Genomic DNA, 21,064 nt, shown 5'->3' on the forward strand with positions numbered 1-21,064 from the left:
ATAACCAGTCTACCTTTTATGTTTAAAAATAAATTAATTAGGTTGCGTACTGTTTTATTAATTTAATGAGTTGACGTTGTTTAAGTGAGGAGAATATGTTTCTCAACTATTTTGCGCTGGGCGTATTGATTTTTGTTTTTCTGGTTCTGTTTTACGGAATCATCGCCATTCATGACATCCCCTATAACATGGCCAAAAAGCGTAATCATCCCCATGCCGATGCAATCCACACGGCGGGCTGGATTAGCCTGTTTACGCTCCATGCCATCTGGCCGTTCCTGTGGATCTGGGCCACGCTGTACCGGGAAGATCGCGGTTGGGGCATGCAAAACCACATCACCAAACCTGATGAGGTGCCGGGTATGGATGCGCTGGCCAAACGCGTGGCCGAATTAGAACAAAAGCTGGCAGCGGTACAGCCCACTGCTGATACGAAAACGCTGGAGCGCTAATTATGGATCTGTTGATTATTTTGACCTACGTGGCGTTTGCCTGGGCGATTTTTAAAATATTCCGTATTCCGGTCAACCAGTGGACGCTCGCCACCGCCACATTAGGTGGGGTATTTATTGTGGCGGGCCTTATTTTATTAATGAACTATAACCCCCCGTATACGTTTACGGCGCAAAAAGCGGTTATTTCAATCCCGATTACGCCGCAGGTGACCGGCGTGGTCAGCGAAGTCACTGATAAAAATAACCAGCTTATTAAAAAAGGCGAAGTGTTATTTAAACTTGACCCGGGCCGCTATCAGGCACGGGTCGACAGACTGCAGGCCGACCTGGTGACCGCGACGCACAATATCGACGTGCTCAAAGCGCAGTTGTCGGAAGCAGTAGCCAACACCACGCGCGTGTCCGCCGAGCGGGACCGTCTGTATAAAGATTACCAGCGCTATCTCAAAGGCAGCCAGGCGAAGGTAAACCCGTTCTCTGAAAGCGATATCGACAACGCGCGGCAGAACTATCTGGCTCAGGACGCGCTGGTAAAAGGCTCAGTGGCGGAACAGACGCAGATCAAAAGCCAGTTAGACAGCATGGTGAACGGCGAACAGTCGCAGATTGCCTCTTTACGCGCCCAGCTGGCCGAAGCCAAATACAACCTGGATCAGACCGTGGTGCGTGCGCCGAGTAATGGCTACATCACCCAGGTGCTGATTCGCCCGGGGACGTATGCCGCCGCGCTGCCGCTGCGCCCGGTCATGGTCTTTATTCCTGAACAGAAACGCCAGATTGTGGCCCAGTTCCGTCAGAACTCGCTGCTGCGTCTGAAGCCGGGCGATGAAGCGGAAGTGGTGTTTAACGCTCTGCCGGGACAGGTCTTCTCCGGCAAGCTCACCAGCATTCTGCCGGTGGTGCCAGGGGGCTCGTATCAGGCGCAGGGGGCACTGCAATCGCTAACGGTAACACCGGGAACGGATGGCGTGCAGGCGCTGATAGAACTGGAGCCTAACGCCGACGTTGATGCGTTGCCGGACGGTATTTACGCGCAGGTGGCGGTCTATTCCGACCATTTCGCGCACGTCTCGGTGATGCGTAAAGTCCTGCTGCGCATGACCAGCTGGATGCACTATCTCTATCTTGATCATTAATCCTCGCCGGGCAGGAATGCGACATGCATACCTGCCCTTTTTTCAGCGCTTGATCCATACTGACTTTTTCTGGCATCAAGGATCAGGCAATGAAACTCATCGGCAGCTACACCAGTCCCTTCGTGCGAAAGATCTCGATTCTCCTGCTGGAGAAAGGGATTGAATTTGAATTCGTTAATGAACAGCCCTATAACGCCGAAAACGGCGTTGCGCAGTACAACCCGCTGGGGAAAGTCCCGGCGCTGGTAACGGACGAGGGCGAATACTGGTTTGATTCCCCGATTATCGCTGAGTACATCGAGCTGCTCGGCGTTGCGCCAGCCATGTTACCGGCAGATCCGAAGGCGGCCCTGGCAGTGAAGCAAATTGAAGCGCTGGCCGATGGCATCATGGATGCGGCGTTAACTTCCGTGCGCGAGCAGGCAAGGCCCGTTGCTCAGCAGTCGGAAACGGAGCTGCTGCGCCAGCGTGAGAAAATCAGCCGCAGCCTGGACAGGTGCGAGCAGCTCATCCAGGAGGGCAAAATAGCAACGGATAGCCTGAATCTGGCGACGATCGCTATCGCCTGCGCCATTGGTTATCTCAACTTTCGTCGCGTCTCCCCTGGCTGGTGCGTCGACCGTCCGCTGCTGGTGAAGCTCGCCGAAACGCTCTTCCAGCGCGAGAGCTTCGCCCGTACCGAACCGCCAAAGGCTTGACGCGGGTTATAACACTTCGCGTCAGGAGGCGGTACAATCCCTCCACATGTTAACTCCCTCTCCCGTCGGGAGGGGGGATGATATTTACTCGCCAGGCGCTTTCATGACTACTCATCACTCCCTGTACAGCCAGATCCCCGCTACCGACCGACTCCTTCGTGAACCCCTTATTCATTCCGCTGTCGAGCGGTTCGGCCATACCGCGACGGTTGAGATGTTACGTCTGCTTCAGGACGAGGCCCGGCGCCATATTCAGGCAGAAAATGCCTTGCCCGGCTGGTGCGTGGCGTGGGAGCAGGAGCTGGAACAGAGGCTGGTTGAGAAAGGGCAAAGCGCGTTGCGCCCGGTGATTAACCTGACGGGGACCGTCCTGCATACCAATCTCGGGCGTGCGCAACAGGCGGAAGAGGCGGTAGATGCCGTAACGCAGGCCATGCGTTCGCCTGTCACGCTGGAATACGATCTCGACGGAGCAGGACGCGGGCATCGTGATCGGGCCCTGGCGGATCTGCTTTGCCAGCTCACCGGTGCTGAAGATGCCTGCATTGTGAATAACAACGCGGCGGCGGTCCTGTTGATGCTGGCAGCGACCGCCAGCGGCAAAGAGGTGGTCGTCTCGCGCGGCGAACTGGTGGAGATTGGCGGCGCGTTTCGCATCCCGGACGTGATGCGCCAGGCGGGCTGTACCCTGCATGAGGTGGGTACCACTAACCGGACCCATGCGAAAGATTATCGTGCGGCGGTTAATGAAAACACCGCCCTGCTGATGAAGGTCCACACCAGTAATTATCATATCGAAGGGTTCACTAAAGCCGTTGAAGAGGCCGAGCTGGCGGCGATAGGCCAGGAGCTGAATGTGCCGGTCGTTGCCGATCTCGGCAGCGGCTCGCTGGTGGATCTGAGCCAGTATGGTCTGCCGAAAGAGCCGATGGTGCAGGAGATGATTGCGGCGGGCGTTAGCCTGGTCAGTTTTTCTGGTGATAAGCTGCTGGGCGGGCCGCAGGCCGGGATCATCGTCGGTAAGCGTGAATTGATTGCGAAACTGCAGCAGCATCCGCTGAAGCGCGCCCTGCGTGCCGATAAAATGACGCTTGCTGCGCTGGACGCGACACTGCGGCTCTATCTCCACCCGGAGAAACTGGCGGAACGCCTGCCAACGCTGCGTCTGTTAACGCGTGATGCCGCCTCGATTCGCGCGCAGGCCGAGTTACTGTTGCCGAATGTCGCGTCGCATTACGCCGATTTCGACGTGCGCATTGAGTCCTGCCAGTCGCAAATTGGCAGTGGCTCGTTACCGGTGGATCGGCTGCCCAGCGCGGCCCTGACCTTCACCCCGCGCGATGGCCGCGGCAGCAGGCTTGATGCGCTCTCTGCGCGCTGGCGTGCTCTGCCTACGCCGGTTATCGGGCGAATTTACGATGGCCGAATGTGGCTGGATCTACGCTGTCTTGAAGATGAAGAGCGATTTCTGGAGATGCTGTTGAAATGATTATTGCCACCGCCGGTCATGTTGACCACGGAAAAACCACCTTGTTGCAGGCCATCACGGGCGTGAATGCCGATCGCCTGCCGGAAGAGAAAAAGCGCGGTATGACCATCGATCTGGGTTATGCCTACTGGCCGCAGCCCGATGGCCGCGTGCTGGGCTTTATTGACGTCCCCGGACACGAAAAGTTTCTTTCCAACATGCTGGCGGGGGTCGGAGGTATTGACCATGCCCTGCTGGTGGTGGCATGTGATGACGGCGTTATGGCGCAAACGCGTGAACACCTGGCGATCCTGCAGTTGACGGGCAACCCACAGTTAACCGTGGCGCTGACCAAAGCCGATCGTGTGGACGCGACGCGTATTAACGAGGTGCGCGAGGCGGTGGAGGCCACGTTGCGCGAATATGGCTTTACCGATGCTGCGCTGTTTGAAACAGTCGCCACAGAAGGGCGCGGGATCGACGCACTTCGCCACCATTTGCAGCAGCTTTCGTCGCGGGAACATGCCAGCCATCATCGCTTTCGTCTGGCCATCGACAGGGCGTTTACCGTTAAAGGTGCGGGTCTGGTGGTGACCGGTACTGCCCTGAGTGGGGAAGTGAAGGTGGGCGATACCGTATGGCTGACGGGTATTAACAAGCCGATGCGGGTGCGCGGGTTGCATGCACAAAACCAGCCCGTTGATCATGCCCATGCCGGGCAGCGTATCGCCCTCAATATTGCCGGCGATGCGGAGAAAGCGCAGCTAAACCGCGGCGACTGGCTGCTGTCTGAGGCGCCACCAGAACCGTCTGAGCGGGTGATTGTCTCCCTGCAGACGCATATCCCGCTCAGTCAGTGGCAGCCGCTGCATATCCACCATGCGGCCAGCCATATCACCGGGCGCGTGTCGCTGTTGGAAAACGATCTCGCTGAACTGGTTTTCGATACGCCACTCTGGCTGGCAGATAATGACCGTCTGGTGCTGCGTGATATTTCGGCGCGAGAAACGCTGGCCGGGGCGCGGGTGGTGACGCTCAACCCGTCGCGTCGCGGGAAGCGTAAACCGGAGTATTTGCAGTGGCTGTCGGCACTGGCGCAGGCCAGTAACGATAAGGCTGCGCTGGAGGTGCATCTTGAACGCGGTGCGGTGAACCTGACCGACTTCGCCTGGGCACGACAGCTCAGCAACGAAGGCCTCCTCCCGCTGACCCAGCAGCCGGGATTTATCCAGGCCGGTAATAACCTGCTGAACGCGCCGGTTGCGGCGTGCTGGCAGCGAAAGGTGTTAAACACGCTCGCCACCTACCATGAACAGCATCAGGATGAACCTGGCCCGGGGCGCGAGCGCCTGCGTCGTATGGCGCTGCCAATGGAAGACGATGCGCTGGTGCTGTTGCTGATAGAAAACATGCGTGAAAGCGGCGTGATCAAAAGCCACCACGGCTGGCTGCATCTGCCGGATCACAAAGCCGGGTTCACCGCAGAGCAAGAGGCAATCTGGCAAAAAGCGGCCCCTCTGTTTGGCGATGAGCCCTGGTGGGTTCGCGATCTCGCCCGTGAAACGAATACCGACGAGCAGGTGATGCGCCAGGTATTGCGCCATGCCGCACAGCAGGGGATCATCGTTGCGATCGTGAAAGATCGTTATTACCGCAACGATCGTATCGTCGCGTTTGCCAGTCTGATCCGCGAACTGGATCAGGCGCGAGGCTCCACCTGTGCGGCTGATTTCCGCGATCGTCTGAACGTGGGGCGAAAGCTTGCCATTCAGATCCTGGAATATTTCAACCGCATCGGTTTTACCCGCCGTCGCGGTAACGACCATTTATTACGGGATTCGTTGCTCTTTCCAGAAACAGCGTGACCCCTGTCGTAAACACCACTCCCGGCTGGCGATAAAATCACCAGCCGGTACTACCCTTGTTGTACACCAACAGCAAGGAGACGGTCATGACAAACAATCCTCCCTCTTCACGCATTCAGCCAGGCGAGTACGGTTTCCCTCTTAAGCTAAAACCCCGTTATGACAACTTTATTGGCGGCGACTGGGTGGCACCCGTCGACGGCGAATACTATTCCAACCTGACCCCCGTCACCGGCCAGCCGCTGTGTGAGATAGCCAGCTCAGGCAAGCGCGATATCGATCTGGCGCTGGATGCGGCGCATAAAGCCAAAGATAAATGGGGACAGACTTCCGTGCAGGACAGGGCGGCGATCCTGTTCAAAATTGCCGACCGGATGGAGCAAAATCTTGAGCTGCTGGCGACGGCAGAAACCTGGGATAACGGCAAGCCGATCCGTGAAACGATGGCGGCGGATGTGCCGCTGGCGATTGACCACTTCCGCTATTTTGCCTCCTGTATTCGTGCTCAGGAGGGGGGAATCAGTGAAGTCGATAGCGACACCGTGGCGTATCACTTCCACGAGCCGCTGGGCGTGGTGGGGCAGATTATCCCGTGGAACTTCCCGCTGCTGATGGCGAGCTGGAAAATGGCGCCCGCGCTGGCGGCCGGGAACTGCATTGTGCTGAAACCGGCCCGCTTAACGCCGCTTTCAGTACTGCTGCTGATGGACATTATCGGTGACCTGCTGCCCCCGGGGGTGATTAACGTGGTCAACGGGGCCGGGGGGGAGATTGGGGAATATCTGGCGACCTCAAAACGCATCGCCAAAGTGGCGTTTACCGGCTCGACGGAAGTGGGTCAGCAGATCATGCAGTACGCCACCCAGAACATCATTCCGGTGACGCTGGAGCTGGGCGGAAAATCCCCGAACATCTTCTTCGAGGACGTGATGGCGGAAGAGGACGCCTTCTTCGATAAAGCGCTGGAAGGGTTTGCGCTGTTTGCCTTTAACCAGGGCGAAGTCTGCACCTGTCCAAGCCGCGCGCTGGTGCAGGAGTCCATCTATGAGCGCTTTATGGAACGGGCCATTCGCCGCGTGGAGTCGATCCGCAGCGGTAACCCGCTAGATAACGTGACGCAGATGGGCGCGCAGGTGTCGCATGGACAGCTGGAAACCATCCTTAATTACATTGATATCGGCAAAAAAGAAGGGGCGGATGTCCTCACCGGTGGACGCCGTAAAGTGCTCGGCGGCGATCTGCAGGAAGGGTATTACCTTGAGCCGACCATTCTGTCTGGCAAAAACAATATGCGCGTTTTCCAGGAGGAAATTTTTGGACCGGTGCTGGCCGTGACCACCTTCAAAACGCTGGAGGAGGCGCTGGAGATTGCCAACGATACGCCGTATGGCCTGGGGGCAGGCGTCTGGAGCCGCAACGGCAATCTGGCGTATAAAATGGGCCGGGGGATCCAGGCCGGACGCGTATGGACCAACTGTTATCACGCCTACCCGGCGCACGCGGCCTTTGGGGGCTATAAGCAGTCAGGCATCGGGCGTGAAACGCACAAGATGATGCTGGAGCATTATCAGCAGACGAAATGCCTGCTGGTCAGCTACTCCGATAAACCGCTGGGGCTGTTCTAGTCATCCAGCTCAGGCCGTCCGTGGGCGGCCTGAGCTATTTGCTGGCGAAGATTATTCAGGACGCCATCCAGAACATATTGCACGCGCCATGGCTGGTATTCACGCTTGCGGAAGATGGCCGTCAGATCCAGCCACCACTCTTCCTGATGCGGGAAGCAGGGAACAAGTGAACCGTTTTTTAACTCTTTTCTCAGGCTCTCTTTCGGCGCAAAGACGATACCGAGATTATTCCTCGCCAGCTCCAGGGCAGTTTGCGTATTGTCGCAAATATAATTCCCGGTAACCCGGTAATCCTGTACATCATCACTGCCATGAACGCGGAACCGCCAGATGTTAGCATCATCCACCAGCATGGAGTCGATTAAAATACAGGAGTGATGAATTAAATCTTCCGGGCCGTTTAACGGGTGCTGATTTAAATACTCTTCGGTCGCGAAGGCGGTAACGGAATATTGGGTTAATACACTTGCGACCAGACTTTCATCTTTCGGCTGAGCATAGGTAATTAAAATATCGCAGTCATCCGGAAAGGTCACCCCCTCAGAAAATTCATTGCGATCCAGATTGTATGTTTTCAGCGAAATACGAATATCGCCTATATCTTTTATCTGGTGGATCACATGACGAGAGAGATAGGTCACGATGCCTGTCGGGGCGTAAATCGTCACCTTTCCACGCTTTTCATGCTTATAATCGGCAATAAAATTAATAAGCTGACTATTTTTATCCAGCGTGGCGTTCACGTAAGGAAGCAAGGCCTCACCAAACTGCGTTAGCGCAAGCTGACGGGTGGTGCGCTCAAAGACCTTGAGACCGACTCGTGTTTCAAAATCAGAGAGATATTTACTGACGTTGGCCTGTGCCATGCCCAGCAGGGCGGCGGCGTCGCCAATGCTGTGGGTAGCGGCGATGACGGAAATTATTTTTAATTCACGGGGTTTTAGTTGTAATTTATTCATCATGCCCACCCATCTATATGATTTTATATATAATATTATATAAACAGCGGCGTTGCATACGCAAATTTGTAACCATTATTATTCGCCTCGCTTGTTCGGCGTTTAAATGGATTACATGGAATGACTATTAAAAACAATTTACTCATCGCTGCCACGTTATTTGCGACCTCATCCGCAATGGCCGGTGACTTTTCACTTGGCGCGGGGGCTGTATTTAATGAGTCACCTTATAAAGGGTATAATGAAAATACCACCGCGGTTCCGTTAATTAGCTATGAAGGTGACCGATTCTATGTGCGCCAGACCACAGGTGGATGGATCCTGTGGAAAGACGAAAAAAATGAATTTAGCCTGACCGCGTCGTGGATGCCGCTGCATTTTGATCCCGACGATAACGACGACCCTCAGATGAAACATCTGGATGAGCGTAAAGCGTCTGCTTTCCTGGGTGGCGCCTATTACCGCCATGAAAACTGGGGCTCGCTGAAAGTGGCCGTTTCCGGCGATGCGATGGATGAAAGCGGTGGCGTAGTCGGTGAGATTTCGTACTTCCGCCCCATCCGCATGGAACGCCTCACGCTGACGCCATCTGTGGGCATTTTCTACAGTGACGAGAGCTATAACGACTACTACTACGGGGTTTCCGGCAGCGAGTCTCGCCGCTCAGGTCTCAATGAATACGCCGCAGGTGACAGCTGGACGCCATACGTGGGTCTGGCGGCAAAATATCAGTTAACCCAGAACCTGTTCCTTAACGCCAGCGCGGTTTATACCGTATTGCCTGACGACGTGAAGAACAGCCCGATGATCGACCGCGACGACAGCTTCGCGCTGATGACCGGGCTGAGCTGGCGCTTCTGATGCTGTAAAGCCGGGTGGCGGCTTCGCCTTACCCGGCGTTGTGATAGCGCCTGTATTTTGATCTGCAATTTACCTGTTCCGCCTTTCTTTTTGCGTTGCTCCTTCCTGTTCAGACAAAACCCGGCTGCGTTTGCATTTCCTTTCGTCTATTGTCATCTGCACCAGTAGCGATGGTGTGTATGATGTGTATAATCATGGAAGGATTGGAATGTGAAAAGTGCGGATGTCATTACTGTTCTGGTCAGGCATGGCTGGAAATGTGTAAGAACGAAAGGAAGCCATCATCAGTTTCGCCACCCAGTACATGCGGGGTTGGTGACCGTTCCACATCCCAAAAAGGACATAAAACCCGGCACCCTCGCGCAAATCTGGCGGCAGGCGGGAATCAAACACTGATATCAGGAGTAGTTATGTTTTATCCGGCTTACATTCATTCTGATCCCGACGGTAGCGCCAGCGGTTTTTTTCCTGACGTTCCTGGTTGTTTTTTTGCCGGCAATTCTCTGGATGATGCTTTTCAGGATGCACGTGATGCACTGACAGCTCACTTCGAAGCGCTATTTGAAATGGATGAAGAGTTACCTCTCCCTGGCAATGTTGAAGCACATCTTGAAGCCACACCGGGTGATTTTATCGGCGGACAATGGTTGCTTGTAGATATCAATATGAAGCAATTCGACGGTAAGGCCGAGCGTATCAATATCACCCTGCCTCGTCGATTGCTGGTGAAAATTGATTCTTTTGTGAATGAGCATCCGCAGTTTAGTAACCGAAGCGCTTTTCTTGCTGAGGCAGCGCGTCGCGTGCTGCCTTAACGATCCCTCTCCCGTGGGAGAGGGTTGGGGTGAGGGCATCAGGCCGCAGATATTCAGTCCTCATCCACCCAAATGCGCATTTCCCCTTCTCCCCGGTTAGCCCAGCTAAACCACGGAATAAAGGTCAACGTTTTGGGTTGACGTTGCACCGCAGGACGGTCGTATTGCCATAACGCCTCCGATCCCGCTTCTGCGGCGTCATGCGTGACACCTTCCGCCTGAATCAGCATCTTATGAGCGAAAATTCCTTTACCCTCGAAAACCCGGAATTCACTGTCGGCAGGCAGGGCAAGATTATGCAGGTTGGCGCCATTGTCGGCTTCTTCCAGGCAGTAGACCAGCGGACCGCGCTGCAGCGCGACCTTTCCGGCCTGCTGACGAACCTGTGGGTGACCGTACACGCGGCGGACCGGCATCGGTAAGGTTAGCGTGAGCGTATCGCCCTCCTGCCAGCGACGGGTGAGGTGAAGATAGCCCCGTGATACCTCGCCCGTCATGCCTTCTCCATTCAGCGACACGTGAGGATTTGCGCACCAGTCCGGCAGTCGCAGGGCCAGGGTGTGCGTCACCGGTACGGGCGAGGCGATCTCAATGTTGACCTCTTCCTGCCACGGATAATTACCGCTGATCCGCAGCTTAAGCGTCTCATCGCCCACCGGGATGGTGACCTCATTCCCTACGTAGAGATTAATGAAAAGCGCATCCGGGCGAACGGTGTAAATGTAATGCCCCAGCGACGTCAGCACGCGGGCGATATTCGGCGGGCAACAGGCGCAGCCGAACCAGCGCTGACGAACCGGTTTGACATGGTCATAGATGTGGTTAAAGGCCAGCGTCCTGGGGTGCACTTCCAGCGGGTTAACATAGAAGAAATGTTTACCGTCCAGCGCCATGCCGCCCAGCACCGTGTTGTACAGGGCGCGCTCCATCACGTCGGCGTAGCGGCTATCCGCTTCCATCTCCAGCATCCGACGGGCAAACATCATCAGGCCAATCGAGGCGCAGCTTTCGGCATACACCGTATCGTTGGGCAGATCGTAATCGCTGCTGAAGGCTTCACCGCTACTTTGCGAACCAATCCCGCCGGTAATGTACAGCTGGCGCTGCGCCATGTTGCTCCACAGGCGTAAGCAGTCCTGACGTTTTGCGTCGTCTTTGCTCAGACGAGCCAGGTGTGCCATACCCGCCATCAGGTAGACAAAACGCACCGCATGGCCAATCGCTGTTTGTTGTTCAGCAAGCGGTTGATGCGCCTGGCTGTAAGCTTTGTCCTTGACCATCCATGCCGGGCCGTAGGTGTGCCAGTACGATGTTCTGCCGCGCTTCTCGTATTCGATATCATAGAAGTGAGGCTGCGTACCGCGCGCCTCGATGAAGTATTTCACCAGGTTCAGGTAGCGTGGCTCCTCAGTAACGTCGTACAGCCGCATCAGGGCCAGCTCGATTTCCGGGTGTCCCGGATAGCCGTGAAGCTGGCCTTCCCGGGGGCCGAAAACGGTGTCGATATGATCTGCCAGTTTACACACCACCTCCAGCAGTCGGCGTTTTCCGGTGCCCTGAAAATACGCCACGCCAGCTTCGATCATATGCCCGGCGCAGTAAAGCTCGTGGCACTCGGCCAGATTTGTCCAGCGTTCGTCGGGCGCTTTGACGGTGAAGTACGTATTGAGATAACCATCTTCACACTGCGCCGCGGCGATCAGTTCAATCACCTCATCGGCGGTTTTTTCCAGTTCAGCATCGGGTTTCTGACACAGCGACCACGCCACGGCTTCCAGCCATTTCGCCACGTCACTGTCCTGAAATACCATGCCGTAGAACTCACCTTCTTCAAGACCTGCCGCAATGCGGAAGTTGGTGATGGCATGACTGGGCTCGGCTTCTGCCACGCGATCGTTGAGCGCATCCCACTGATAGGGGATGACCACATCACGCACCAGCCGCTGATACTGGCCAAGAAACGGATCGTTGATTTTCAGGTTATGCAGGTCGGCTTCCATTATGGACATCACGTTCTCCTCAGGACGGTACATGACGCTGGCGCAAATCGGTGGCAATGCGCGACATCATCGGATTGTTGAGTCTGCACCAGCGGATTGAGACCGCCAGCAGCAGGTGGAAAAGGGCAGGGAGCAGCGTCTCCATGGCGGTAATGCCCTGCAGCGAGGCGGGCGTCTGGTTACCCGCTCCCGGCTGATAGGCGACGGCGATAAACACCAGGCTGATGATCCCGGCGCTGGAGGCCCACGCCAGCTTGATGAAAAACAGGTTGAAGGCGAAGTTCATGCCCGACGATCGCACGCCGGTCTTCCACTCGCCGTAGTCGTCGGCAAAAGCCATCAGCGAGAAGTGCAGCGGCAGGGTAAAGCCCAGGATGACGCCGTTACTCAGAATTACGATCAGCCAGAGCGTCTGATGCGCCGGGCCGCCGGGCAGGAACCACATGCCAGCCGCGATCGCGGCGAGCACCAGGTTGGTGTAGTAGTAGAGTTTGACCGTATCAACACGGCGAGAGAGGGGGCTGACGATCACCGCCCCGAGGATCGCTGCGAAGGTCACCATGGTGAAAAACAGCGAGGTGTAGGCGGTACTGCCCTGAAGCACATAGGTGATGAAGTACATGTATCCGCCGCCACGGATATTGAAGACGTTGATCAGCAAAAACGACATCACCAGCATCAGCAGCAGCTGGTCATTTTTACGCAGCCCTGCCAGGTGTTCGCGCAGGGTGAATTTACCCATCAGCGCCAGTGGGACGCGTTCACGGACCCAGAAGAAGCAGCAGAGAAACATCACCACGGCGAGGGTGCACAGGACGCCAACGCCCAGCTGATAACCCCGGGCGGCGTTGCCTTGCCCCAGCGCTGCCACCAGCCACGGCAGGCCGACGGAGACCAAAAATCCCGCAACGCCGCACAGCACAAAGCGCCATGACTGGCAGGAAATAACCTCGCTGTGGCGGGTGGTCATGGTGTTGATCAGCGCGCAGTAGGGCACGTTGATGGCGGTATAGCCGACGGACAGCAGCAGGTAGGTGCCGAATGCCCACGCAATTTTCACGCCCATGCTGGCTTCAGGTACGGTGAAGGTTAGCACCCCGATGATGCCAATAGGGAATGCCACCCACAGCTGCCAGGGACGAAAGCGCCCCCATCGGCTTTGGGTGCGGTCGGCAATCACGCCCATGACGGGGTCAGAAATCGCGTCAAATACGCGCAGGGCAATAAACAGCGTGCCGACAAGCGCCGGGGTCAGGCCAAAAATATCGGTATAGAAAAAGGTCAGGAAATTCATTATCAGGCAGGTAATGACCGTGCCGCCCGCGTCGCCCAGGCCGTAGCCAATTTTCTCGCGAACGGACAAACGTTCTTCTCTCACCCGTTGTGCAACGTCAGACTCGGTAATCGGTGTGGAAGTCATGAGATAACTCCTCGGTAATCGATTTTTATCGTATTTGTGCAAGGTACCTCATTCATTCTGCACTGAACGCAAAGGGCAACAAGGGAAGGGAAAAGTATAAAAAGATGACGATTCCGACCTGATGAAGAAAGTGTGAGTTTGATCGGGCAGCTATAATGTTAATTGTTAATAATCAATGGATAAGTCAATTAAATGCGGCAATAAAAGCGGAATGGTGAATATCCATGCTCGAATTATCCATAGTGCTTCCGATTAAAGTGCAAAACGGCGGATTGTTTATTTCGCGGGGCGTGGGTCGCCACCCGGCGCGTAAATTAACGTCGTGGGAAATCATTTTCGTCGAAAAGGGGACATTAACGATCCAGGAGGAGAACCGTCTTTTTGAGGTGAAGGCGGGGGAGAGTTTATTGCTCTGGCCGAAGCGGCGGCATGTGGGTACAGAAGATTTTCCGGCCGATCTGCGATTTTACTGGCTGCATTTTGAGGTGAAACCTGGGCCTTCCGCTTTGCCGGAGGCTTCTCCGCTGACCATTGAACAACATTGCTGCGTGAGGGATGTCCCGTCGGTGATTGCGCTTTTTCGCCAGTTCCTCAGCGAGCAGGAAAAATTACAGCGCAGCGTGGCGCTGGAAATGCTTTTACTACTGATTTTGCAGCAAATATCCCTCTCAGCAGGGTATGAGGACCGCCCCGATGAGGCCGGTGCAGCACTGGCCTGGAAGGCAAAACAGCTTATTCGCACGCAGTTTCATTTACCGCTCTCCACCTCGCTGCTGGCAAAATCGCTGCACTGTAATGCCGATTACCTGGGGCGCGTGTTTCGTCGGACATTTCATTTAACCCTGACGGAGGCGATTCATCGCCAGCGCGTCAGGGCGGCAGAAAAAATGCTGCTGAATGACTCAGCGTCATTAACGGAAGTGGCCACCCGCTGCGGTTTTAACGACGTGGGGTATTTCCGGCAGATATTTTCGAAGCATACCGGGTTAACACCCGCCGTCTGGAAACGGCGGTACTGTAAAGAACACATTAATTCCGGTTGATCACTGCCCGTAATAGGCATGCGCACCGTGCTTGCGCAGATAATGTTTGTCGAGCAGTTCCTGCTGCATAACCGGAAGCTGCGGCGCAAGCTGGCGCGAAAACAGGCCCATGTACGCGCACTCTTCCAGCACCACGGCGTTGTGTACCGCATCGGCGGCATCTTTACCCCAGGCAAACGGTCCGTGGGAGTGCACCAGCACTGCCGGGATCTGCATGGGGCTGATGTCGCGCTCTTCAAAGGTTTTGATGATCACTTCACCGGTCTGATACTCGTAGTCTCCTGCGATCTCCGCCGTGGTCATCCGCCGCGTGCAGGGGATCGCGCCGTAGAAGTAGTCCGCGTGCGTCGTGCCCCATGCGGGCAGATCCTGACCTGCCTGAGACCAGATGGTGGCATGGCGGGAATGGGTATGGACGATGCCGCCAATTTCCGGGTAGCGACGGTACAGCGCAAGATGGGTAGGCGTGTCTGACGACGGTTTCATGCTGCCCTCGACCACCTCACCGGTGGCGATATTCACCACCACCATATCCTCCGCCGTCATCACGTCATACTCCACGCCGGACGGTTTGATCACCATCAGACCGCTGTCGCGATCCACCGCGCTGACGTTACCCCAGGTGAAGGTCACCAGCTGGTGGGCGGGCAGTGCCAGGTTGGCTGCCAGCACCTCGGCTTTGAGTTGTTCTAACATGTCATGCCTCCTTCCTGCATACGGGCTTCAATCCAGCGGCGCGCCTGGATAATCTCCAGCACCGGCTCTTTTGCTTTTTCGGTCCACATTTCAATCAGAAACGCGCCGCGGTAGTTCAGCTTATTGAGCGTATTAAACACGCCAACGAAATCGACGCAGCCCTCGCCAAACGGCACGTCGCGGAACTGTCCTGGGCTTTGTGCCGTGACGGGCTGGGTATCTTTCAGGTGAATTGCCGCGATGCGGTCAATGCCCAGCGTCAGTTCGGCGGCCACATCGTTACCCCACGCGCTGAGGTTGCCGACATCCGGGTAAACGCTAAACCACGGCGAGGCCAGCATCTCGTCCCACTTTTTCCATTTGCTGATGGAGTTCATAAACGCGGTGTCCATGATCTCAACGGCCACCATCACCTGCGCGGCGGCGGCCTGCTCGACCGCCCATGCCAGCCCTTCGGCGAAGCGTTGCCGGGTGCCTTCATCATGCTCTTCGTAATACACGTCATACCCGGCCAGCTGGATGGTGCGAATACCCAAATCACGCGCCAGTTTAATGGCGCTGGACATGATCTCGCGGGCGCGGGCGCGCACGGTTTCATCCCGACTGCCAAACGGGAAGCGGCGGTGGGCAGACAGGCACATGGAGGGGATCGACACACCGGTCTCCAGCATCGCTTCCACCAGCGATGCACGCTGTGTGGTGCTCCACGCCAGGCGCGACAGGCGTTCGTCCGTTTCATCTACCGACATTTCAACAAAATCAAAGCCACAGCTTTTTGCCAGCACCAGGCGCTCCGGCCAGGTGAGGGATTTCGGCAGCGCTTTTTCGTAAATACCTAACGGATGCTGACGCATGATTACGCTCCCCAGATGTCACGGATTTGCGAATGGAAGGCCTCGGCCACCTGCGGTGGATTGGCAGCGTCTGCCAGTGCGCGACCGGCGATAAAGGCTTTGACGTTGATCTGCTTAAACAGCGGCAGGTCGGCCGGGGTGATGCCGCCGGTGACGGAAAGCTGCAAACCGATGTCGGAGAGCGCTTTCATTCGGGCGAGATCTGCCTCACCCCACTGCTGGCCGCTGGCCTGCGCGTCGCGTCCCCGATGGTAGATGGCCTGCTTCACGCCGATGCGGTGCCAGGCGCGGGCATCGTCCAGCGTCCAGTAGCCAAACAGCTCCATCTGAATTTCCCCACCGCAGCGCAGCGCCACTGCGTGACCTTTTTCAACCGTGGCCAGCGGCGCAGCGCAGATGATGGTCATCCAGTTCGCGCCTGCGCCAAACGCCTGCTCTGCCAGCGTTTCTCCGGCATCGGCCACCTTCCAGTCCGCCACGAGGGTTTTCCCTGGACACTGCTCGCGCAGCGCACGCACGGCGTTAAGCCCTTCGGTCAGACATAAAATGGTGCCCGCTTCGATAATATCGACGTGATCGGAAAGCCTGGCGACATCGCGCTGGGCAGCCTGAAGTGAGGTGTGGTCGAGCGCCAGCTGCAGTAATGGTCGGCTCATAGGTCGTGCTCCTTAACACGGGCGTGATAACCCTGTAGTGCTGAAATCAGTAACTGGTAGCGCTGATACTTGCGCTGATAGGCCGCATGGGCGTGCATGTCGGGTTCAATGACCCGAATGTCGTGTCTGAGCGCGTGCTGCGCTGCGTAAAAATCGGGATAAACGCCGGTGCCGACCAGGGCGGCCAGCGCCGCGCCGGAACAGCCAGTCTCTTCCACCTGCGGGAGCGCAATCGCCAGACCGCTGACATCCGCCAGCATCTGCATCCATACGTCAGAGTGGGTCGGGCCGCCGGTGACGCGTAGTGCCTGTACGTCGGTAAAGCGTTCGAGCATGCGGTTGAGATGGGTCATATGGCTGAACACCACACCTTCGTAAACTGCCTGTAAAAGATGCGCGCGAGTATGCAGCGCCTGCATGCCGTAGAAGCCGCTCGTCATCTCCAGCCCGGCGTTGCTGCCATAGAGAAACGGCAGAAAGAACAGATCGCTTTCGGCTTTCGGCAGGCTGGCCACGGCGCGGTTGATCTCGCTGAAAGACATTTCTCCCCACTGGGCGGTCAACCACTCAAGGTTGCCGGAAGAGGTGGGGCTGGCTTCGTGGACAATGTACTGCTGCGGGTGGACGTAACGCCCATAGACATAGGGATGCGGTTCGTTGTCCCGAAGCGCATTGGCAATCCCGCTGGTGACGGCCCAGGTGCCCATGACGGCGTTCAGCGTATGTTCGTCGTGCAGTCCGGCACAGATCGCGGTGGAAACCACATCAAACAGCCCACCAACGACGGGGGTTCCCGTCGCGAGACCGGTAAGTGCGGCAGCCTGAGCGGTGATTTCCCCGCAGATTTCTGCTGAACCGACAACGGGCGGCAGAGCGTTGTCGATTTCACTGATACCCAGCCAGCGTGTGATCTGCGGATCGTACTGGCCGGTGTTCATGTTGTAGAGATTGGATTCAGAGATGTTGCTCTCTTCGCAGCCTTTTACGCCGGTGAGGCACCAGCGCAGGTAGTCGTGTGCCATCATCACGCAGCCAATCTGCTGATAGCGTTGTGGCTCATTCTCTTTGACCCAGCGCAGAAGAGAGGCCGGATGCCCGGTCCAGAGCGTCTGTCGCGTGTGCGGATAGAGCTTTTCGGGAATACCGTCCTGCTGCCAGCGCTGCACGATGTCCAGTGCCCGACGGTCTGAGGAGAGCATCGCATTGCCCAGGGGACGATCCTGTTTATCGAGAAGAAACAGCCCCTTGCCCTGCGCTGAAATGCCCACGCCTTTGATCTGCTCGCCGCTAACCCGGGCGTTGTTGAGCAGAAGAGCGACGGTGGTGTGACACTGCTGCCACAGCTGGTTCATGTCCCGCTCCGCATAGCCTGCTCGCGGGCTGAGCGTGGCAACCGTGCGGCGTTCAATACAGACCTCTTTGCCCTCGCGGGTGTATAAACCGGCTTTCAGATAAGTACCGCCACAATCGATACCCAGCCAGAAGGGTTCTTTTTCACTCATCTTTGACTCTCTCGTCTTGCTTCCTCTCCCCGTGGGAGAGGGCGGGGGTTCTCGTCTTGCTCCCTCTCCCTGTGGGAGAGGGCTGGGGTGAGGGCATCAGGCCGCACGCTTATGCGGATTCACCGTAGGATTAGGCTCCGCACCGGCATCGCACTTCGCCGGTAGAAGCAGGGCCAGCAGAGAGGCCAGTGCCAGTGACACCGCCAGGCAGTAAACTCCCGCATCTTTGCTGTACAAGGTGATCAGCACGCCGACCGCATAAGGGCCACAGAACCCGCCGAGGTTGCCCAGGGCGTTAATTACCCCCCGTGCACCGCCTGCCATCTCCGCGCTGAACAGGCGTGCCGGAATGGTCCAGAACACGCCCGCCGCCGACTGCAGGAAGAACCCACACCCCACCAGCGCGGCGTAGGCCAGCCAGGTATGCTCTTTCAGCGCCACGGAGAGGAACATGCAGAGCGCAAAACCAATCAGCGGCAGGGAGACAAACAGCTTGCGTTTACCGGTACGGTCAGAGAGCGAAGAGAAGAGGAACATACCCGCAATGGCCCCGATATAAGGCAGGATCGCGAGCAGGCCTACCTGGCCGATGCTGGTGTGCGTGAGCTCTTTGAGAATGGTGGGTAGCCAGAGGGTGTAACCGTAAATGCCGGTCTGGTAGAAGAAGTTCAGGGCAATCAGCTGCCACATGGTTTTGTCGGACAGCACCGCGCTCAGCGAGGCGTTTTTCACCTCTTTACCGGCAATGGCCTGCTGTTCTGCGGCCAGGGTTTTGACCAGATAGTTTTTTTCCGCTTCAGAAATCCAGCGTGCTTCCTGCGGGCGGTCGTACACCGTGAAGGCCCACAGCACCAGTACAACGATGGACATCAGCCCTTCAATGATGAACAACCAACGCCAGTCGAGTGCGGTAATAATCCAGCCCGACAGGGGCGCGGTGATGATCCCGGCAATGGGGACGAACATAATTACAATCGCATTGGCACGACCGCGTTCGGCGTCAGGGAACCAGTTACTGATCATCGTCAGCACAACCGGCAGCATCCCGCCTTCTGCTACCCCGAGTAAGAAACGCAGCACCAGCAGTTGATACTGGCTGGTGACGAGCCCGGTCAGGACCGAAATCACCGCCCAGGCGACCAGCGACCAGCCGATAAATTTCTTCCCGCTGCCATGAACGGCAATCTTGCCGCCAGGCACCTGCAAAAACAGATAGCCAATAAAGAAGATCCCACCCGCCAGGCCTGCCATGGTGGCAGAAATACCTAACTCTTCATCCATACCGCCGGGCATGGCAAAAGCAATATTCACACGGTCCATATAAGAAATAATGCAGGCGATAAGAATCGGGGGAATAATTCTTAGCCAGCGCTGGCGCGGAATGTCCGCATGTAAAGCTTGAGTAGACGTATTCATATTTAATATCTCAGTGTAGGTAACCGGAATAAGATTTTTTTATTGTTATTGCGTTGCTTTTTTCATTTGGCTAATGCCGTCGTGCAAAATAGCGATGCGATGGCTGATATCAGCATTAGCATTTATTTCCAGTAATTTAATACCGGAAAATTTCAATGTTGCGGCGCTCGCCGCAGTAAAGAGTGCTTTTGCATGTTCAGTGGTCATCAAACTGTCGGCACAGTACGATGAAAACGGTGCGTGCAGATCCTGCCATTCACCGTACTCTCCGCGGATGGTGGTGCCGGAGAACATCAGCGCGGCCAGTTTTCCGGCCTGAAGGGCGGTCTGAACGTGCTCAACCGGAAGCGTGGTGTTGCGCCCTTCAATGGCTGAGCGCGCCCAGTTAATACAGATGCTGATATCTGTCTCTTTTATCACCTCCAGCACCTGCTCTAAGGGTAAAAATCCCTTACGCGGTGCGGGACCGGTCATGGCATCGCAGTGTTCAAGCACCAGATCGCAGGACCAGTCCCAGCCCGCGATTTCACGAATGGAACGGGCGAACGCCTCGATAGCCTGCTCGACAGAAGCATTGCCCGCCTGCGGTGCGGCCTGCATCTCCAGGGCAATGACTTTCCCGGGAAAACGGGCGTTAACCGCAGCAATCTTCTGCTGCAGATGGCGGTAATATTCCACACACGCTTTACGCTGTTCTTCGTCAGCAGACGCCAGCCCAAACGCACCGTTTGTGCCACGGCGACGCATGGTTTCCATCACTGCCGTGACGACGATTTGCCAGTCTCCAGGCGTATGGCGGAACAGCCATTCATCCCCATAAGGATGGAGATGTTCAAGGCAGGGTTGTTCCAGCCCGCGAATGTGTGGCGTGTCAGAAAGTTCCCGCCAGAAGGTTTGTTCTTCTTGTTCCCCTTTCTGGTGAAACGAGGGTGCGCAGGGGTACGCACCAATAATAAAACCGGTATTGGTCATTTCGCGTTCCTGTATTTATACCCGTCATACTTCAAGTTGCATGTGCGTTGGCTGCGCTCGTTCACCCCAGTCACTTACTTATGTAAGCTCCTGGAGATTCACTCTCTTGCCGCCTTCCTGCAACTCGAATTATTTAGGGTATATCAGAAAATTAATCTAATTCGCTGATTGCCACTTTCACCACAATTTTGCGAATTGCAGTTTCCTTGTTTTTAATACAGGCAGGACGGTGTACATCCTGCGGGAAAAATATGGCGTAACTGCCGGGTATCATTTCGATAAACGATTCATTTTCACTGTTGTGATAAAAAATAATCTCCCGTTGTTCCAGTAATGATTCGCTGATGTTGTTATTTCCGGTATCGATAGCAATACCGATTTTTTCTTCACCCCACGCCAGAAATTGAATATCAAGATAGCGGCGATGCACTTCGGGGCGATTTTCGTGCTGTTCCCGGGTGGTGAGATCAAGCACCTGGGCAAAGATGTTGTGTCCCTCAATTTCAACGACACCCGGCTTTAGCATGCTGAAATCCGTGGTACGCAGAAAATCTAATGCTTTTTCAATCGCCCGCGGCAGGCGACACGGATTTGGCTGTGAAATATGTCCGAATATCATGGCC

20 protein-coding genes are annotated in these 21,064 nt (G+C 56.1%); 10 read left to right on the top strand and 10 right to left on the bottom strand.

Going from position 1 to position 21,064, the window contains the following annotated elements:
• The first annotated feature begins 95 nt into the window (after window positions 1-95).
• The 6 genes from ACOTX3_RS04450 (at window position 96) to ACOTX3_RS04475 (ending at window position 7,247) form a co-directional block, all read left to right on the top strand.
• Window positions 96-452: a DUF3302 domain-containing protein gene (locus ACOTX3_RS04450; protein ID WP_013094935.1), complete on the top strand. Its 357-nt coding sequence runs from the start codon at window positions 96-98 to the stop codon at window positions 450-452.
• Between the two features lie 2 nt (window positions 453-454).
• Complete coding sequence (locus tag ACOTX3_RS04455; protein WP_127869210.1) at window positions 455-1,591, top strand: HlyD family secretion protein; 1,137 nt, start codon at window positions 455-457, stop codon at window positions 1,589-1,591.
• Window positions 1,592-1,680: 89 nt separating this feature from the next.
• A complete protein-coding gene (locus tag ACOTX3_RS04460) occupies window positions 1,681-2,289 on the top strand; it encodes a glutathione S-transferase (protein ID WP_013094937.1) in 609 nt (202 codons plus the stop codon).
• Between the two features lie 103 nt (window positions 2,290-2,392).
• A complete protein-coding gene (gene selA / locus ACOTX3_RS04465) occupies window positions 2,393-3,778 on the top strand; it encodes an L-seryl-tRNA(Sec) selenium transferase (protein WP_038982544.1) in 1,386 nt (461 codons plus the stop codon).
• Window positions 3,775-5,622 carry a selenocysteine-specific translation elongation factor gene (selB, locus tag ACOTX3_RS04470; RefSeq protein WP_058679501.1) on the top strand — a complete coding sequence of 616 codons (1,848 nt, stop codon included), beginning with the start codon at window positions 3,775-3,777 and terminating at the stop codon, window positions 5,620-5,622. The genes selA and selB overlap by 4 nt, the downstream gene beginning before the upstream one ends.
• A gap of 86 nt (window positions 5,623-5,708) precedes the next feature.
• The gene (locus tag ACOTX3_RS04475; protein ID WP_013094940.1) at window positions 5,709-7,247 is read left to right on the top strand and encodes an aldehyde dehydrogenase family protein; all 1,539 of its coding nucleotides are present in this window, start codon (window positions 5,709-5,711) and stop codon (window positions 7,245-7,247) included.
• Here ACOTX3_RS04475 and ACOTX3_RS04480 read toward each other — a convergent pair.
• The gene (locus ACOTX3_RS04480) at window positions 7,244-8,209 is read right to left on the bottom strand and encodes a LysR family transcriptional regulator (protein ID WP_061771396.1); all 966 of its coding nucleotides are present in this window, start codon (window positions 8,207-8,209) and stop codon (window positions 7,244-7,246) included. The two genes, ACOTX3_RS04475 and ACOTX3_RS04480, sit on opposite strands and share 4 nt — an antisense overlap.
• Window positions 8,210-8,326: 117 nt before the next feature.
• Between ACOTX3_RS04480 and ACOTX3_RS04485 the strand changes: the two genes are divergently transcribed.
• From ACOTX3_RS04485 to ACOTX3_RS04495, 3 genes are all read left to right on the top strand, one after another.
• Window positions 8,327-9,067: a MipA/OmpV family protein gene (locus ACOTX3_RS04485; protein ID WP_013094942.1), complete on the top strand. Its 741-nt coding sequence runs from the start codon at window positions 8,327-8,329 to the stop codon at window positions 9,065-9,067.
• A gap of 210 nt (window positions 9,068-9,277) precedes the next feature.
• Window positions 9,278-9,463: a type II toxin-antitoxin system HicA family toxin gene (locus ACOTX3_RS04490; protein WP_071843252.1), complete on the top strand. Its 186-nt coding sequence runs from the start codon at window positions 9,278-9,280 to the stop codon at window positions 9,461-9,463.
• 14 nt (window positions 9,464-9,477) lie between these two features.
• Window positions 9,478-9,882: a type II toxin-antitoxin system HicB family antitoxin gene (locus tag ACOTX3_RS04495; protein ID WP_013094943.1), complete on the top strand. Its 405-nt coding sequence runs from the start codon at window positions 9,478-9,480 to the stop codon at window positions 9,880-9,882.
• A gap of 53 nt (window positions 9,883-9,935) precedes the next feature.
• Here ACOTX3_RS04495 and ACOTX3_RS04500 read toward each other — a convergent pair whose 3' ends face one another.
• Entirely contained in the window at window positions 9,936-11,891 is a 1,956-nt protein-coding gene (locus ACOTX3_RS04500; protein ID WP_013094944.1) for a glycoside hydrolase family 127 protein, read from the bottom strand.
• A 10-nt stretch (window positions 11,892-11,901) separates the two neighbouring features.
• Window positions 11,902-13,302 (bottom strand): MFS transporter, encoded by a 1,401-nt coding sequence (locus tag ACOTX3_RS04505; RefSeq protein WP_038982539.1) that lies wholly within the window; start codon window positions 13,300-13,302, stop codon window positions 11,902-11,904.
• Between the two features lie 224 nt (window positions 13,303-13,526).
• On the opposite strand from ACOTX3_RS04505, the gene ACOTX3_RS04510 reads away from it, so the two are divergent.
• Window positions 13,527-14,345 (top strand): helix-turn-helix domain-containing protein, encoded by an 819-nt coding sequence (locus tag ACOTX3_RS04510; protein WP_058661804.1) that lies wholly within the window; start codon window positions 13,527-13,529, stop codon window positions 14,343-14,345.
• Here ACOTX3_RS04510 and araD read toward each other — a convergent pair whose 3' ends face one another.
• The 7 genes from araD to ACOTX3_RS04545 form a co-directional block, all read right to left on the bottom strand.
• Window positions 14,346-15,041: an L-ribulose-5-phosphate 4-epimerase gene (araD, locus tag ACOTX3_RS04515; protein ID WP_048972676.1), complete on the bottom strand. Its 696-nt coding sequence runs from the start codon at window positions 15,039-15,041 to the stop codon at window positions 14,346-14,348.
• Window positions 15,035-15,895, bottom strand: coding sequence for an L-ribulose-5-phosphate 3-epimerase (locus ACOTX3_RS04520; RefSeq protein WP_020686527.1), 861 nt, complete (start codon window positions 15,893-15,895; stop codon window positions 15,035-15,037). Before ACOTX3_RS04520 ends, araD begins: the two co-directional genes overlap by 7 nt.
• Before the next feature lie 2 nt (window positions 15,896-15,897).
• Complete coding sequence (ulaD, locus tag ACOTX3_RS04525; protein WP_013094949.1) at window positions 15,898-16,551, bottom strand: 3-keto-L-gulonate-6-phosphate decarboxylase UlaD; 654 nt, start codon at window positions 16,549-16,551, stop codon at window positions 15,898-15,900.
• Complete coding sequence (locus ACOTX3_RS04530; RefSeq protein WP_058679502.1) at window positions 16,548-18,053, bottom strand: FGGY-family carbohydrate kinase; 1,506 nt, start codon at window positions 18,051-18,053, stop codon at window positions 16,548-16,550. Before ACOTX3_RS04530 ends, ulaD begins: the two co-directional genes overlap by 4 nt.
• A gap of 96 nt (window positions 18,054-18,149) precedes the next feature.
• Window positions 18,150-19,469 carry an MFS transporter gene (locus ACOTX3_RS04535; protein ID WP_127869209.1) on the bottom strand — a complete coding sequence of 440 codons (1,320 nt, stop codon included), beginning with the start codon at window positions 19,467-19,469 and terminating at the stop codon, window positions 18,150-18,152.
• A gap of 45 nt (window positions 19,470-19,514) precedes the next feature.
• Complete coding sequence (locus ACOTX3_RS04540) at window positions 19,515-20,441, bottom strand: DUF4862 family protein (protein WP_058679179.1); 927 nt, start codon at window positions 20,439-20,441, stop codon at window positions 19,515-19,517.
• A 151-nt stretch (window positions 20,442-20,592) separates the two neighbouring features.
• Window positions 20,593-21,060: a YhcH/YjgK/YiaL family protein gene (locus tag ACOTX3_RS04545; protein ID WP_127869208.1), complete on the bottom strand. Its 468-nt coding sequence runs from the start codon at window positions 21,058-21,060 to the stop codon at window positions 20,593-20,595.
• Window positions 21,061-21,064: the final 4 nt, after the last annotated feature.

Source organism: Enterobacter cloacae complex sp. IR5384 (assembly GCF_049237265.1).
GTDB lineage: Bacteria > Pseudomonadota > Gammaproteobacteria > Enterobacterales > Enterobacteriaceae > Enterobacter > Enterobacter cloacae.